The following is a 15,264-nucleotide window of genomic DNA, read 5'->3' as shown; positions in this document are numbered from 1 at the left end:
ATTTGGCTCCTATGGCTACAAAAATACTACTCATTGAAGATGAAACCCCTATCCGGGATAATGTGACCACCTTACTAAGCTTAAAAGGATATGAAGTTTCGTCGGCTCCCAATGGCCGGGAAGGCATCAGCATGGCGATGCTGGGAAAGCCTGATTTGATTCTTTGCGATATCATGATGCCGGAGATGGATGGCTATCAGGTGCTGGATGCGATTCGGAGCAACCAGTCGCTGGCAACGGTTCCGTTCATTTTTCTGACGGCCAAAACGGAAGATATCGATGTGCGCCGGGGCATGATTTCGGGCGCCGATGATTACCTGACCAAACCGTTCACCCTCGACAGTCTGCTGCTGGCCATCGAGAGCCGGCTCCAGCGGGAAGCCCTGCGGGAAGCCGACTTGCAGGATCGGCTCGACGAACTCCGCCGGACCATCACCAGCGTCTCCAACCACGAATACAACACCCCGCTGAGTGGCATTCTCGGTTTTGTTACGTTGCTCATGGATCATTACAATGAGTTCGATCAGGAAGACAGCCTGTCGATGCTGGCGATGATCAAGGCTTGTGGTCTGCGCCTGAAACGATCGCTGGACAACCTCCGACTGATTGAGGAGTTGCAGCGTATCCAGCCGGCGACGTCCTCCTACGCTTTTTATACCACCGGTATTTCGATGCTGGATACCGACGTGCTGGATCAACAAATTGACAAAGTAAATGACCGGCACGATCAGGAAATCCATTGCCTGATCGACGTAGACAGTGCTCACATTCAACTTTCGGAAACGAGCCTACGAATTGTTCTGGACGAATTGATTGATAATGCCCATAAGTTCTCGGATGGATCGCGTCCTATTCAAATCACCGGTCGTCCGGAAAATGACCAGTATCGGCTGACGATTCTGAATTTTGGACAGCGATTTAATCCGGAAGATATTCCCCGGATTGCTCCTTATGTGCAATTCGACCGCAAAAGCTACGAACAACAAGGCTCGGGGCTGGGCCTTTCAATCGTCAAGAAGTTGCTGGAGTTAAACAACAGCACCCTGGCGATTGAAAGTCTGCCCACCGGCGAAACCTCAGTAACTATTCTTTTCCAGCGGAGCTGACCGGCTGATTAGTCACTTCGCAGGCTCTTTACGGGATTCATCAAAGCCGCCCGGATGCTTTGGAATGAAACCGTCAGGAAAGCAATCAGAACGGCCAGGCCGCCCGCCAGCGCAAACACGTCCCACGAAATACCGACTTTGAATTCAAAGTTCTGGAGCCACTCGTTCATCGCATACCACGCCACCGGCGAAGCAATCAGCAGCGCCACCAGCACCGGTTTCAGAAACTCTCTCGACAACAGGAGCACAATACCGGATACCGATGCGCCCAGCACTTTCCGAACGCCAATTTCCTTCGTGCGTTGCTCGGCCGTAAAAGCCGCCAGCCCGAACAAGCCCAGGCACGCAATGATGATCGCCAGAAAGGTTGCGGTTCCGATGAGCTGGCTCGTCCGGGTTTCGGCCTGGTAGGCCTTTGCCAGCGTCTCATCCAGAAAACTGTATTCAAAAATCCGATCGGGGAACGTCTCCATCCAGGCTTTTTCGATGTGCGCCAAAACGCCCTTCAGCGCTTCCGCGTTCGGCTGATCCGTCTGGAGTTTGATGCCAGCCTGGTAAAAATTAGTGGGTACAACCTGAATCAGGGTCGGGTCGATTTTCTGGTGCAACGAGTTGACGTTAAAATTTTTGGCAACGCCAATAATGGTGGCAAATTCCTGCCCGTCACCATAATAGACTTTCTCCCCGATCGCATCGGCCGGTTTGGCAACCCCCATCCGGTTCAGAAAAACTTCGTTGGCAATCACCTTGAAAGAAGTGCTATCCCGATCCTGAAGGCCCGCTCCGGCGAGCAACTGAATGCCATAGGTGGATAGATAATGCGAATCGCCCATCTTCAACTGGGTTTTGATATCGACGGCTTTCGTACCTTTCCGGTATTGCATGCCCTGCATCCAGTTGCTTTCGGCCGACGCGCTGTTGAACGAGAAACTGACGTCTTTTACCTGCGACGACTCCGCCAGCCGATTCCGCAACGTTTGCAGTTTTGCCGGACTGTTATCCGGTAATCCCACCGTAATAATCGCGGCTGTGTTGAAACCCAGGTCGGCATTTTTGAAAAAAGAAAGCTGCTGATTGATCAGTAACGTACTGGTAATGAGCACCAACGAAACCGTAAACTGCACCACCACCAGCCCCTGCCGCAGCGTAATCGTCTGCCGCCCCTGCGGCATTTTGTTGTTTTTCAACGCCCAGATCGGGGCCATGCCCGACAAGCGGAACGCCGGATAAATTCCGGCTAATAAGGTGGTCAGTATAAAAAGGGCGGTCAGAAACGCGACGGTTTTTCCCGAAAACAAATCGGCCGACGTCAATGGAATTCCCAGCAGATCGACCACCGTCGGGAGGCCCAGCCACGCTACCAGAATCGACAGCAGCGTGGCCGCAAAGGTCACCATACCGGCTTCTGTCAGAAACTGATAAATCAGCGACAGCCGGTTGCTGCCCACCGCCTTCCGGATACCGATTTCTTTGGCCCGCTTGAAAGCCTGGGCGGTGGTCAGATTGATGAAATTGATACAGCCGATCAACAGCACAAACACGCCGATCAGCGAGAGAATATTGAGCAGTTTCAGGTTGGCCGACCGACCGCCTAAATTGTGGCCGTAATGTATTTCTGCCAAAGGAGTCAGCGCAATTGCCTGGTCTTTAGCCGCTTTCTCGTCCCGGTATTTGGTCAGAATGGCCGCCGAGCGTTGCGTCACCTGCTCCGGTTTTGTATCTTTTTTCAATAGGATAAAGACCTGAAAATTATCATTCCAGCCATTCCACCGATTCAGATCGTAATCAGGCATACTGGTTTTAACGGACGGAAACGAAACGAGAAGATCGAATGGAAAACTGGTGGTTTTGGGGTAATCTTCCAGCACTCCCACCACCATCAAATCCGGCTTGTTGTCGAGCCGGAGCGTTTTGCCCAGAACGTCGGACGTTCCAAAATACGTTTCGGCCAACGCCCGCGTCAACACCACGGTATTGGGTTCTGACAAGGCCGTTCGGGCATCACCGGCCAGCCACCGGTAATCGAGCAGCCGGAATAGTTCATTGCCGGCATAAACCAGCGAGGTTTTAAACCGGTTGCCGGTTGATGGGATCGACACCGTGCTGCCGCCGATTTGCAGCAACGGAACCACCAGCTCGGCTTCCGGCACATCGTTCCGCATGGCATTTGCCATCCCGCTGTACGTTCCCGGATAGGTAAACTTGTCGTTTATATTGTAATTTCCGACGCGGTAAATCCGGTCGCCCTGGGTCTGGTAGTGGTCGTAACTGGTTTCGTGGGCAACGACCAGAAAAATGATGAGGGCGCAGGTCAGACCCAATACCAGCCCCAGGAGGTTGATGGTTCCAAAAGCCAGATTCCGACTCAGGTTCCGCCCGGCAATTTTGACATAGTTGCGTATCATAGCAGGACTTAGTAAAAAAGGTGAAGGGTAATCAGTTGATTTTGACTGAGCAAAGGGCCGCAGTAACTTCAGCACACTCAGGCCATACCGCCAGCGGGCCTTGCGCTCGCCCACGGTTGTGACCCAGTATTCGTAGAGTTCCAGCAAATCGCCCTGCACTTCTTCGACGGTGTTGGGATCGCCCCACCAGTCCAGTAAGGTCGAGGCCCAGCGGGGCGGTTTCATCTTTTTGGTGAAGAGTTATGAGTTAAGAATGAAGAGTTAAAAGTTATGAGTTCGGAAAAGTAGCATTGCCAATCATTGACGGTTCGTTCATAACTCTTAACTCATAATCCTTTATTCCGACCGCAGCGACTTTACCGGATTCATCAAAGCCGCTTTGATGCTCTGGAAGCTAACCGTCAGCAGCGTAATGGCCAATGCGCCGGCACCCGAGACGGCAAAGATCCACCACGAAATCTCCGTTCGGTACTGGAAGTTTTGGAGCCAGGTCGCCAACGAATACCAGGCGATTGGCGTGGCAATACCGAACGCGATGACCACCAGCTTCACAAAATCTTTCGACAGCAATCGCCAGAGATTGAAGACCGACGCGCCCAGCACTTTCCGAACGCCAATCTCTTTCGTGCGTTGTTCCGCCGTGAACGATGCCAGTCCGAACAGACCGAGACACGAAATGAAAATGGCCAGACCGGCGAAGAAACCCGCTAATTTGCCAATCCGCTCTTCGGCGGCAAACTTCAGGGCGTATTCCTGATCGGCAAATTTGTAGTCGAAAGGCGCATTCGGAACCAGTTTTCGGAAAACCGCTTCAATTTTGGGTAAGGCCACCGCGGTACTTACGTTCGGATGGATGCGGATGTTGATCCAGTCATGGTAGTTCTCCATCAGAAATACCGTCGGAACCGTTTTTTCGTAGGGCGACATCGCTACCATGTCTTTCACGACCCCCAAAACCGTGTAAGTTTCGGCCTTCCGCCAATTGGTGGCCCAGACCAGGGTTTCCCCGACCGGGTTTTTCAAGCCGATCATTTTGGCAAACGACTCGTTAATGACCAGGCCCGACGAATCGGTCGTGCGGCCCCGTTCAAAATCCCGGCCCGCCCTGAACTCCCAGCCCACGGTTTTGCCGTATTCCGGGGTCACCGAGAGGGTGCCGCAACCGTTCGGACAGGGAATTTCGTTGCCTTTTCGGGAAAAACCGCCATTCCACATCGTTATGTTGGTTACCGAACTTCGTGACTCCGCGACTTCCGAGACAACGCCGGTGTTTTTCAACTCCGTCCGGAATAGCTCATACTTGCCCGAAAACTCCGCCGTTTTCTTCTGAATCATCAGCAGGCCGTCCCGGCTATAGCCCACCGGACGGTTTTTGGCGTACTGAATCTGGCGATACACCATACTGGTGCCGATGATGAGCGTCACCGAAACCGTGAACTGGAGAACGACCAACACCTGGCGGGGAATCGTGGCGAAACGCCCGACCCGAATCACCCCTTTGAGCACTTTAACCGGCTGAAAAGAAGACAGATACAGTGCGGGATAACTGCCCGCTACAAAACCCGTCAAAAGCGTAAAACCAACACTGGCCAGCCAGAAGTACAGATTCGTCCAGGGAACACTTAACTGCTTGGCCGCGACGTCATTAAACCAGGACAAGGAAAGCGTTACCAACACCAGCGCCCACACAAAGGCCAAAAGAACGACCAGAAATGACTCGCTAAAGAATTGACCGATCAACTGCCCCCGGAGCGAGCCAACGGCCTTGCGAATACCGACCTCTTTGGCGCGTTTTTCGGAGCGGGCCGTACTGAGATTCATGAAATTGATACACGCCAGCAGCAACACAAACACCCCAATCAGGCCGATGAGCCAAACGAATTGAACCGGTCCCGTATCGTCCATATTGTAATGCCCATGCAAATGCCAGTCACGCATCGGGAGCAGGTGAATCTGCGGCTGTCGGGCAATTTGTTCCTGCTGGCCTTCCAGTCCCTTCAGTTTATTTAATTCAATGTCCTTAATGAGGGCAGAAACCCGATCAAAATCCGTATTGGGCTGAATCTGGGCGTAGATAAACAGGAACCAGTTGTCCCACTGCTGCTCCTTCACCCAGGGGTTGACTGACGTCCATAAGTCGAAGGGAGCCAGGAACTTGATGTCATGAAAACCGGTGTTGTGGGGTAAATCTTCATAGACGCCCGTTACTTTCGCATCCATTTTTGTATTGATCCGAACGAGCTTGTCGAGCGGATCGGCCTTTCCAAACAGAGCCTCGGCGGCCGAGGCCGAAAGCAGGATCGAATGCGGATCGTTCAGCCCGGCCCAGGTGCCCCGGAGCATTTTCAGGCTGAGCATTTCCGGCGCACCGGCTTCGATAAATTGACCTTTTTTGGTAAGTTTCGTGTCTCCGGCCGCCAGAATATAGTCGTCCGGCTGCTGCGAAATCAGAATGTGTTTGAAATAGCTCTGGTAATTGGCTTTGAGTTCAGTCGCCAGCGGATACGGCAGTGAGGTTCCTGAATACCGGGTTCCCTCCTTTCGAATGCCGCGCTCGGTAACCTGCGCAATACTGTCGTAGTTCTGGTGGTAGGTGTTGAACGACAATTCATCATAAATCCAGAGGCCATTGAGCATGGCAACGGCCATGCCCACCGCCAGTCCGCCCATGTTGATCCCCGAATAGCCTTTGTGTTTGACCAGGTTGCGGAAGGCAATTTTCAGATAGTTTCGTACCATAGCAGGATGTAGAAAAAACGGATTCGAATAGGCTTCTTTTCGTTTGGCAAAAGGCCGCAACAACTTCACAACACTCAGGCCATACCGCCAGCGGGCCTTGCGCTCACCCCCGGTTTTGACCCAGTACGCATACAGTTCCAGCAAATCACCCTGGACCTCCTCCACGGTGTTGGGATCGCCCCACCAGTCCAGTAAGGTCGAGGCCCAGCGGGGCGGTTTCATCTTTTTAGTGAAGAGTTAAGAATGAAGAGTTCGGAAATGTAGCATTGCCAATCATTGATGGGTCGTTCATAACTCATAACTCTTAACTCTTTACTCTGAGCGTAGCGAGCGAACCGGATTCGTCAAAGCCGCTTTGATGCTCTGGAAGCTGACGGTTAGCAGGGTGACGAGCAGTGCGCCGGCACCCGAGACGGCAAAGACCCACCAGCCTATTTCGGACCGGTAATCGTACTTTTGCAGCCAGTTGTTCATAAAATACCAGGCCGTAGGCGTAGCAATGCAAAAGGCGATGACAACCAGCATAACGAAGTCTTTCGACAGCAAACTCCAGAGACTCAACACATTGGCACCCAGGACTTTCCGGATTCCGATCTCCTTGGTTCGTTGCTCCGCGACGAACGAGGCCAGGCCGAAAAGACCCAGGCAACTGATAAAGATCGCCAGGCCCGCAAAGAAGGTTGCCAGCTTGCCAACCCGTTCTTCAGCCGCAAACTTTTTCCCAAATTCGACATCGGCAAATTCGTATTCGAACGGCGCGGACGGAATGTGTTTCTTGAAAACCGCTTCGATGGCGGTCAGGCATTCGGCGGCACTTCTGGACGGGTTCAGTTTCAGGTTGATCCAGTTTACGTTGTCATAATCCAGCATATAGACCGTTTGCTTTACGGGCTCGTAGGGTGACTGCATCAGCATGTCTTTGATCACGCCCACCACCTTGAACTCTTCCCTATTTTTGCCTTCGCCCCAGCGAATAATGGTACCGACGGGATTCTTGATGCCCATAAATTTGACCGCTGCTTCGTTCAGAACGACCGAGGAAGAATCGGATGTAAAGTCCCGCGAAAAATCCCGGCCGTCCTTGAACTGCCAGCCGACGGTTTTTCCGAAGTCGTGGGTTACCCAGATCGTTGCGAAGTCAGTATCCAGGTTGGGATCTTTGCCCGGCCAGTGAAAACCGCCATTGTTCGACCACACGCCGGTGAGTGGACTGGATGATTCGGCCAGTTCCTGAATAGCCCCCGCCCTTTTGAGGTCCGTTCGGAGAACCTCAAACTTCCCGTAAAAATCCGGCGACTTCATTTGAATCATCACCAAACCAGCCCGATCGTAGCCAATGGGCCGGTTTTTCGAATATTGAATCTGATTATAAACGATGATGGTGCCGATGATCAGGGCCAGCGAAACCGTAAACTGCACCACTACCAGTATTTTTCGGGGCAAAGCGGCAAAACGTCCCGCCCGAAAGGTCCCTTTTAGTACTTTGACGGGCTGAAACGACGACAGATACAGCGCGGGGTAGCTACCGGCAATGAAACCGGTAAATAACGTGAATCCAATCCCGATCAGCCAGAACTGGGGGCTCGACCAGACCATCGTGATCCGTTTGGCGGCCATCTCATTGAACAAGGGCAAAACGAGCCACACCAGCCCCAGCGCCAGCACAAAAGCACAGGTTACCACCAGCAGTGATTCGCTAAAAAACTGGCTGATCAATTGGCTGCGCACGGAGCCGACGGCTTTGCGAATGCCGACTTCCTTGGCGCGTTTTTCGGAGCGGGCCGTGCTCAGATTCATGAAGTTGATGCAGGCCAGCAGCAGCACAAACAGGCCGATAAATCCAAACAACCAGACGTATTCGATCAGCCCGCCGGTTTGTACGCCATTTTCCCAATTCGACCGCAGACGCCAGTCGGACATGGGATGAAGGAAAATTTCCGCCTTATATTTCTTGTCTTCCGGCGCAACCCGGTTGAGTTTCGAATGGATAATGTGCCGATTAGCCGCTTCAAAATCGGTCTTGTCCGCAATCTGAGCAAAAATCTGAAACGAATTATCATCCCACCGGCTTTCGTCCCTGTCCCGTTTGATCCAGTTTTCCGAGGTAACATACAACGCCCAGGGAGCGATAAACGTCAGATCGCGAAATTGGGCGTTAAAGGGAATATCTTCATAAACACCGGTTATTTTCGCATCCATTTTGTTGTCGATCCGGATCAGTTGATTCAGCGGATCCCGATCGCCCAGAAGCGCTCTGGCTGTGGATTCGGAAAGCAGAATGGAGTTGGGTTCTTTCAGGCCGTCGTACGTTCCCTTCAGCATGTGCAGCGAGAGCAGCCGGGGCGCATCCACATCCATGAAGTTTCCGGTTTTAGTAACCTTTTTCTCCCCCAGCGACAAAAAATGACTGCCCTCCCAGGAAGACATGACGACGTATTTGAAACTGTGACCATACCGGTTCTGAAGCTCTTTGCCCAATGGAAAGGGCATCGCCGTTCCGGTATAGATTTTTCCGTTGCTGGTCTGGTGTTGCATCACCTGAGCGATGCGGTCGTAGTTTTTGTGGTACTTATTAAACGACAGTTCATCGTAGATCCACAAACCGATGAGCATGGCAACGGCCATACCGGTAGCCAGCCCGCCGATGTTGATGGCTGAATACCCTTTGTGCTTAACCAGATTCCGCAGGGCAATTTTGAAATAATTTCGTATCATATCCGGATTCAGAAAAAAGGGTGATGACTCGTTTTCTTTTAATTTAGCCCATGGCCGCAGTAACTTCACAACACTCAGGCCATACCGCCAGCGGGCCTTGCGCTCGCCCCCGGTTTCGACCCAATACTCGTAGAGTTCCAGCAAATCGCCCTGCACTTCTTCGACGGTGTTGGGATCGCCCCACCAGTCCAGTAAGGTCGAGGCCCAGCGGGGTGGTTTCATCTTTTTGGTTAAGCGTGAAGAGTTAAGAATTAAAAGTTAAGAATGAAGAGTAAAGAGTTCGGAAAAGTAGCATTGCCAATCATTGACGGGTTGTTCTTAACTCTTAACCCTTAATCCTTTATTCCGAGCGTAGCGAGCGAACCGGATTCATCAAAGCCGCTTTGATGCTCTGGAAGCTGATGGTCAGCAACGCGATGCCGATCGCCAGCAAACCCGCCAGCGCAAATACCCACCACTCGATATCGATCTTGTAGGCAAAATCCTGGAGCCAGCGGTTCATGCCGTACCAGGCAATCGGCGAGGCAATCAGAATGGCAATACCGACCAGTTTCAGGAAGTCTTTCGACAACAGTGCCACGACGCTGGCCACCGACGCACCCAGCACCTTCCGAACGCCGATTTCTTTGGTGCGCTGCTCCGCCGTGAACGTCGCCAGCCCGAACAAACCCAGGCAGGCGATGAAGATGGCGATACCCGAGAAGCCGATAAAAAGCCCGCCTTTCTGTTCATCGGAGCGGTATTGTTCCGCAAAAATCTGGTCCAGAAAGGTGTATTCGAACGGCTGGTTGGGGTTGACCTCTTCATAAACCGCCTTCACATACGCCAACGCAGCCGGTATGTTCTGTGGCGACACCCGAATCAGCAGGTTGTCGCCCCGGTCGGGGTGTAAAACCAGGACCAGCGGTTCAATTTTGTTGTGCAGGGAGCGCAGGTGGAAATCACGGATGACCCCGGCAACCGGTATTTTTTTCGTATCGAACTCGATGAGTCCGACGGTACGGTTTTTCCAGCCCAGCCGCTTGAGCATGGCTTCGTTGACGAGCACCGCTCCGGCCGAATCACTGGCCAGGTCGGGCGAAAAATTGCGTCCTTCTTTTAGCTTGATTTGCAGTACGTTGAGAAAATCGTGGTCGACGGAAAAGTACTCGGTGCTTACCGACTGTTCGGTTCCCCCCGCATAAAAGCTGAACGTGCTTTTGTCGTTTATTTCGCCCCCCACCGCACCGTTGGTTAAACTCACGCCTTTGATGACCGGGTTTTGCTGGAGTTTACTTTTCAGAATGGTGATCGTTTTCTGAACAGACGGTATTTTGAGCGGAATGGAGAGCACCTGCTCCTGATTGAATCCCAATTGGGTGTGCCGCATAAACTGCAACTGGCGGTATACGATGATGGTCCCCACAATCATGACCATCGAAATGGTAAACTGCACGACCACCAGCGATTTCCGTAGCAAAGCGCCTTTGCCGCTGGTTGTAAAGGCCCCTTTCAACACGGCGGCCGGTTTGAAGCGGGAAAGAATGAAGGCCGGGTAAAGGCCACTGACAAACCCGATTACCAACGCAAAACCGGTGAGTTGCAGAACCGTCCGGATATTCCACAGATCGATGGTCAGCGTTTTGGCGGTCATCAGATTGAAACCGGGTAAAAGCGCATAAAGCAATACCAGACTGGCCACCAAAGCCAGAAACGACAACAACATGGATTCGGCCAGAAACTGCCCCATCAACTGAAACTGAAGGGAACCGATCGCTTTCCGAACCCCGATTTCCTTGGCGCGTCCGGCCGACCGGGCGGTGGCCAGGTTGATGTAGTTGACCACCGCAATCAGCAAAATAAACAATCCAATCGCCGAAAACGTGTAGACATACGCCAGATTGCCGCCGTTCTCCTCGCCCATCAGATGCGTTGACCGAAGGTGCATATCGGCGAGCGGTTGAAAGGTGATGTCGAATTGAACTTTCTTGCCGACAACGTCGCCAATGGTTCGGGCGATGTATTTTTTGTAAAAACCGGGCATTTTGGCTTCCAGCTTCCCACGATCGCTGTCCTGATTCAGCAGGACATACGTCATCGAGTTAAAACTGTCCCACTTGCTCTGGCTGATGCCGTTTAGTTTCTCATTGGAATACGGCAGAATGGCTTCAAATTTCAAATGATGATTGGCGGGGGCGTCTCGAATCACGCCAGCGACCGTAACGGGCACCTGGTCTTTCACCAGGACCACTTTACCCAGTAGGCCATCGGTTTTGCCAAACAGATTAACGGCCAGTTTTTGCGTCAGAACGACGCTGTTGGGACTCAGAAGGGCCGTTTGCGGGCTACCCTGAATAAATTCGTAATCGAAAAATGTGAACAGTGTCGAGTCGGCGTAAATAATATTCTTTGCGTACAACACGTTTTCGCCCGCCCGGAACAAGGTCTCGTTTCGGGTTTGTACCCGCAGAACCTGCCTGATTTCCGGATACTCCCGCTGCAAGGCGGGTCCCATCGGGGCGGATGCGACGCCAAGCTTGTACTCGTTTCCTTCCCATTTGATGTGCAGGTTGAGCCGGCTGATGCGGTTGGCGTGCTGGTGATAGCGGTCGTAGTTCAATTCGTCACGAACGTACAGGCTCAACAGAATGGCACACGTCATCCCGACGGCCAACCCCAACAAGGTCAGGGTGCTGTACGCCTTGTTTTTAACCAGTGTTCGGAAAGCGATTTTCAGGTAGTTCCGGATCATATCAGGATTCAGAAAAAAAGGTGATGCGTATTCATTCGACCGTTTCGGCTTCGCCAGGGGCCGCACTAACTTCAACACACTCAGGCCATACCGCCAATTGGCTTGGCGTTTGCCGGCGGTTTGGACCCAGTAATCGTACAGTTCCAGCAAATCGCCCTGCACTTCTTCGACGGTATCGGGATCACCCCACCAGTCCAGCAGGGCGGTGGCCCAGCGGGGTGGCCGGTGGTTTGGTGAGTTGGTGGGGTTCATAGTTTGATCGTATTTTTCACCCGCCCATCAATTGCAGCGTTTGCGGGGGCAGCGCATCCCACAACTGCTCGCGAATGCTTTTTACGTCCACCAGGGCTTTTCGGCCAGCCGCCGTTACACTAAAAAACCGCTTCCGGCGACCACCGCGCTCGGCGGTTGCGCCACTCATTTTCGATGACAGGTATCCCTTTTCCTCCAGCCGTTGCAGCGTCGTGTGAACCGTACTGAAGCCCACCGCCCGTCCGGTTTTCTGCTCGATTTCCTGCGTGACGGTCACGCCGTACGCACTTTCGTCCAGAACGGCCACCGTCAGTAAAACCACTTCTTCAAACTCACCCAAAAAAGCCCTTTTCATGGCGTATCTATATGATATGATAATGTCGATCAAATGCAATGCCAACTAACAAAAAAGGCCTTGAATGGCCTTAAAATGCAGATCCCAGAATAAGTCGATTGCGAAGATGTCCGCTTTTGGACAATGACTTTGCCAAAAACGGACAATGGGATTGCCGGCCGTTTTGGTACCATCGCATCCGGAATAATGACGTGGCTCCGCCGATGGTCAGCCTTCGTTATTCCGGATGCGATGGTCTACTTTTTTATTCCGAACGCAGCGACTTCACCGGATTTGTCAAAGCGGCTTTGACGGATTCGTACGAAACCGTGAGCAGGGTAATCCCCGCCGTTAGCAAAGCAGCCAGGGCAAAAATCCACCAGCTCAGTTCGATCCGGTATTCGTATCCCTGAAGCCAGGTGTTCATGAGCCACCAGCCCAGCGGAGCGGCAACCAGAAAGCCGAGCAAAACCAGTTTGCCGAACTCCCGTCCAAACAGCCACAGCAGTTGAGCGGAAGTGGCACCCAGCACTTTCCGAACGCCGATTTCTTTCGTCTTCGACTCGGCCATAAAGGCCACCAAACCGTAGACACCCAGACAGCCCATCAGAATGGCTACGAGCGAAAACACCTGAATCAGCCCGAGCAGAATCCGTTCGGTCAGGTAAAATTCATTCACCAGATCGTCTACAAAAGCCGCCCTGAAAACACTTTGCGGAAACTGCTGATTCCAGACGTCTTCCACCGCCTGTACCGTTGTCGTCAGCGTAGCCGGCGTTAGTTTCAGAGCCGCCATGGCAAAATCCGCAGGACGATTGAGCAGAGCCGTTGGTGGAATGCGGCCGTGTAGTTTGCCCACCTGAAAATCGCTCACCACGCCCACAACGGTTTTGTCACTGCCAAAAACCGCAAGCCGTTTGCCCAGAATCTCGCCGGGCGAATGCAGGCCCAACTGGCTGATCATGGCCTGATTGACCAGCGCTTCGTTGTTGGTCGAATCGTTGGTCTGAAAGTTGCGCCCGGCAATGAGCTTTAGTTTAAACAACGACACATAGTCTTTGTCACCGGTTTTAACGGTAACCGGAAATTTCTCCGGTTCGGGGTGGCGGTCGTAGGTAAACGGAACCGGCGGTCGGCGATACGAAGCGGGGGGATCGCCCGCCAGCGCCACTTGTTCAACACCGGGAATTTGAGCCAGTTGTTCGCGCAGCGTCTGCTGCTGGCCCGGGTTGGTGGTCGGCACCGGCACGGTCAAAACCGATTCTTTATTAAAACCCAGATCGGCCTGCTGCATATGCCGCACCTGGCGCGTCACGACGATGGCCCCAATGACGAAAAGCTGCGTAATGAAAAACTGCCCGACCACCAGTCCGCGCCGGACCGACACCCCGCCGACCTGCTGCGTCGTCATCCGCCCGCGCAAAGCCGCTACGGGGTTAAACTGGGACAAAACCACGGACGGATAAAATCCTGCCAGCAGAATGACCCCCAGCACCAGGCCGCTAAACCACAGCAGCGAACCGGGCCGAAACACATCCAGCACCGACAGATCGGCGTTCAGTTTCGCCAGGGCGGTATTCAACAACGGCAGGTTGAGCTGAGTCAACAGCAACGCCAGCCCCACGGCAGCCAGCACGACCAGGGTCGTTTCGGTCAGAAACTGCCCAATCAACTGACCACGCGTACTCCCGATGGCTTTCCGCACGCCCACTTCCTTCGACCGTTTGATAGCCCTGGCCGTGGCAACGTTGATAAAATTGATACAGGCGGCCATAACCAGAAACAGGCCCACGATGATGAGGGCGTATAGAATGGGTCGCGGAGCATGACCGCCATACTGGGGATTATGGTTGAGGTCGCTCAGGGGCAACGCTCGAAAATCAAACCGCTTTGCTTCCGGTGCGGCCAGGTATTTCCGGCGAATGGCGGCAAAAGCACGGGCCAACTGCGCAGCGGACGCGCCTTCCCGAAGCGCCACAAAACACAGCGTGTTGGGGCCGCCCCACTGCTGCAGAAAGTGCGAGTCGCCCGTTAAGCCGGGGAGTGTCGCGTAGGAAACCAGCACTTCGAGCGGCAGTTTGGTATTGGACGGCGGGTTTTTGATGAGGCCCGTAACCGTCAGATTCGTCTGGTTATCAAACCGTAAGGTCCGGCCAATCGGGTCGGCATCATCGAAGTATTTCCGGGCGTAGCGTTCCGACAAAACAACGGTGTTCGGGGCGGTCAGGGCGGTTTTGGGGTTACCCTTTGCCCATTTCACATCGAAAACCTCAAAAAATTGCGGCTCGACAAAGCCGATGTTGCGCGACTCTTCAAACTTCTTCGCCAAACCACCTTTTCCATCGGGCGTTCCGATGATTTTTCGGAACGCCAGTTCCAGGCGGACGGCAGTTTCCACGAACGGGTAATCCCGGCGCAACACATCGCCCAGTGGCCGGGGTGTGGCATCGCTCGGAACCAGGTTGTCATGCCGAATGTCGGTCACAATCCAGTAGGTGCGATCGGCCTTGGTGTGATAGCGGTCAAAGCTGAACAGCCAGTTGACGAGCAGAAAAATCGTCAGGCCGCTTGCCAGACCGACGGACAATCCGACCGTACTGATGACGCTCGAAAGCCGGTTGCGCCAGAGATTCCGCAGCGAAATTTTAAGGTAATTACCTAGCATAGTTGGGTTTAGAATGGAAGTTGAAACGTAATGATCCGGTTTACGCCTGACGGCAAAGGGCCATCCGGCCGGGGGTTTTAAAAAACCCAGCACATCCCACCAATACCGCCAGCGGGCCCGCCGTTCGCCAACTCGCCGAACTTGATAGGCAAACTCCTCGTGCAAATCCCCCAGAACCTCCTCCAGCCGGTGGGGAGCGCAGAAGACTTGCAGCAGACGGTCGGCGAGTTGGGGCGGTTTCATAGTTTTTTTAGTAGTGATGGGAGCGCGGATGAAACGGATCAAAAAACGGATTTTAATCGGTGCAAATCGGTGCA

General features: G+C 53.2%; 7 protein-coding genes. 1 reads left to right on the top strand and 6 read right to left on the bottom strand.

Annotated features, from left to right (window positions below; translation table 11 throughout):
* Window positions 1-11: 11 nt before the first annotated feature.
* Window positions 12-1,106: a hybrid sensor histidine kinase/response regulator gene (locus tag EHT87_RS23555; RefSeq protein ID WP_124909127.1), complete on the top strand. Its 1,095-nt coding sequence runs from the start codon at window positions 12-14 to the stop codon at window positions 1,104-1,106.
* A gap of 8 nt (window positions 1,107-1,114) precedes the next feature.
* On the opposite strand, the gene EHT87_RS23550 is transcribed toward EHT87_RS23555, so the two are convergent.
* The 6 genes from EHT87_RS23550 to EHT87_RS23525 all read right to left on the bottom strand — a co-directional run bounded on the left by EHT87_RS23550 (window position 1,115) and on the right by EHT87_RS23525 (window position 15,190).
* Window positions 1,115-3,736: an ABC transporter permease gene (locus tag EHT87_RS23550; RefSeq protein ID WP_124909126.1), complete on the bottom strand. Its 2,622-nt coding sequence runs from the start codon at window positions 3,734-3,736 to the stop codon at window positions 1,115-1,117.
* Window positions 3,737-3,847: 111 nt separating this feature from the next.
* Complete coding sequence (locus EHT87_RS23545) at window positions 3,848-6,472, bottom strand: ABC transporter permease (RefSeq protein WP_124909125.1); 2,625 nt, start codon at window positions 6,470-6,472, stop codon at window positions 3,848-3,850.
* A 90-nt stretch (window positions 6,473-6,562) separates the two neighbouring features.
* A complete protein-coding gene (locus EHT87_RS23540) occupies window positions 6,563-9,187 on the bottom strand; it encodes an ABC transporter permease (RefSeq protein WP_185716333.1) in 2,625 nt (874 codons plus the stop codon).
* A 118-nt stretch (window positions 9,188-9,305) separates the two neighbouring features.
* Window positions 9,306-11,948 (bottom strand): ABC transporter permease, encoded by a 2,643-nt coding sequence (locus EHT87_RS23535; RefSeq protein ID WP_124909124.1) that lies wholly within the window; start codon window positions 11,946-11,948, stop codon window positions 9,306-9,308.
* Window positions 11,949-11,964: 16 nt separating this feature from the next.
* Window positions 11,965-12,303: a PadR family transcriptional regulator gene (locus EHT87_RS23530; RefSeq protein WP_124909123.1), complete on the bottom strand. Its 339-nt coding sequence runs from the start codon at window positions 12,301-12,303 to the stop codon at window positions 11,965-11,967.
* Window positions 12,304-12,547: 244 nt separating this feature from the next.
* Complete coding sequence (locus EHT87_RS23525) at window positions 12,548-15,190, bottom strand: ABC transporter permease (protein ID WP_221622069.1); 2,643 nt, start codon at window positions 15,188-15,190, stop codon at window positions 12,548-12,550.
* Window positions 15,191-15,264 lie beyond the last annotated feature (74 nt).

The sequence above is a fragment of the Larkinella knui genome (assembly GCF_003858645.1).
Lineage (GTDB): Bacteria > Bacteroidota > Bacteroidia > Cytophagales > Spirosomataceae > Larkinella > Larkinella knui.
Note: the sequence above shows the minus strand (reverse complement) of the source record. Positions and strands in the feature narration are given on the sequence as shown.

What these genes read in the sequence shown, in the direction of transcription:
- EHT87_RS23530 (WP_124909123.1), bottom strand. Translation starts at nt 12,303, where the DNA reads ATGAAAAGGGCTTTTTTGGGTGAGTTTGAAGAAGTGGTTTTACTGACG.
- EHT87_RS23535 (WP_124909124.1), bottom strand. Translation starts at nt 11,948, where the DNA reads ATGAACCCCACCAACTCACCAAACCACCGGCCACCCCGCTGGGCCACC.
- EHT87_RS23550 (WP_124909126.1), bottom strand. Translation starts at nt 3,736, where the DNA reads ATGAAACCGCCCCGCTGGGCCTCGACCTTACTGGACTGGTGGGGCGAT.
- EHT87_RS23555 (WP_124909127.1), top strand. Translation starts at nt 12, where the DNA reads ATGGCTACAAAAATACTACTCATTGAAGATGAAACCCCTATCCGGGAT.
- EHT87_RS23525 (WP_221622069.1), bottom strand. Translation starts at nt 15,190, where the DNA reads ATGAAACCGCCCCAACTCGCCGACCGTCTGCTGCAAGTCTTCTGCGCT.
- EHT87_RS23545 (WP_124909125.1), bottom strand. Translation starts at nt 6,472, where the DNA reads ATGAAACCGCCCCGCTGGGCCTCGACCTTACTGGACTGGTGGGGCGAT.
- EHT87_RS23540 (WP_185716333.1), bottom strand. Translation starts at nt 9,187, where the DNA reads ATGAAACCACCCCGCTGGGCCTCGACCTTACTGGACTGGTGGGGCGAT.